General features: G+C 76.5%; 1 protein-coding gene. It reads right to left on the minus strand.

Annotated elements, in window-relative coordinates; translation table 11 throughout:
• Positions 1–27 precede the first annotated feature (27 nt).
• Positions 28–922: cobalamin biosynthesis protein (locus tag DD1DGNOD_RS14085; protein ID WP_131770355.1), on the minus strand; the 895-nt coding region annotated here is incomplete at its 5' end.

The raw sequence follows: 922 nt of genomic DNA on the forward strand, positions 1-922 counted from the left end.
TCCCGGCGACCAGCAGCGCTCCCCCGCTCACCGCCGGTCCTGCCGGGTCCGCCGGCGCAGACGTGCGGAGGTCCGTGCCGGCCCCAGCGCCGACCGGGCCGTCGCCGTGGCCGCGGCGACACCGGCCGACAGGACCAGCGCACAGGCGCTGACCGCGGCGGAGAGGACCGCGGCCCGCTCCAGGTCGGCGGGTACGGCTGGCCGGCCGTACCCCATGACCGGCCGGTGCTCCACCCCGTGGTGGTAACGCAGCGTCCCGCCGAGCCGCAGCCCGAGCGCGCCGGCGAACGCCGCCTCCACCTGACCGGCGTTCGGGCTCGGATGGCTGCGGCCGTCGCGGCGCATCACCCAGTAGGCGTCGACGGACGAGCCGCCCACGACCGGCGCGCACACGCAGGCCAGCAGCCCGGCGACCCGTGACGGCAGGAGGTTCGCGAGATCGTCCAGGCGGGCCGAGGCCCAGCCGAAACGGGCGTGACGGGTACTGCGGTAGCCGACCATCGCGTCCAGGGTGTTGATCGCCCGGTAGCCGAGCAGGCCCGGCACACCGCCGAGGGCCCCCCACACCAGCGGCCCGACGACCGCGTCCGAGGTGTTCTCGGCAAGTGACTCGACCCCCGCGCGGGACAGCCCGGCGCGGTCGAGGACGGCCGGGTCCCGACCGCACAGCGACGGCAGGCGGCTGCGGGCCGCGGCCAGGTCACCGCGGAGAAGTTCACCGCCGAGATGGCGGCCATGACGGCGCAGGGACGTCCCGCCCAGCACCGTCCACGTTGCCGCCGCGGTCAGCGCTACCGAGGTGGCGCCCTGGCAGCCGAACCGGCGTCCAGCTCTGGTCACACCGGATCGCACCAGCGTGCTGACGGCGACGGTGCCGCCGGCGAGAGCGCAGGTGTAGGCCAGACCGGCGGCCCGGCTGTCG

The organism is Candidatus Protofrankia californiensis (assembly GCF_900634765.1).
GTDB lineage: Bacteria > Actinomycetota > Actinomycetes > Frankiales > Frankiaceae > Protofrankia > Protofrankia californiensis.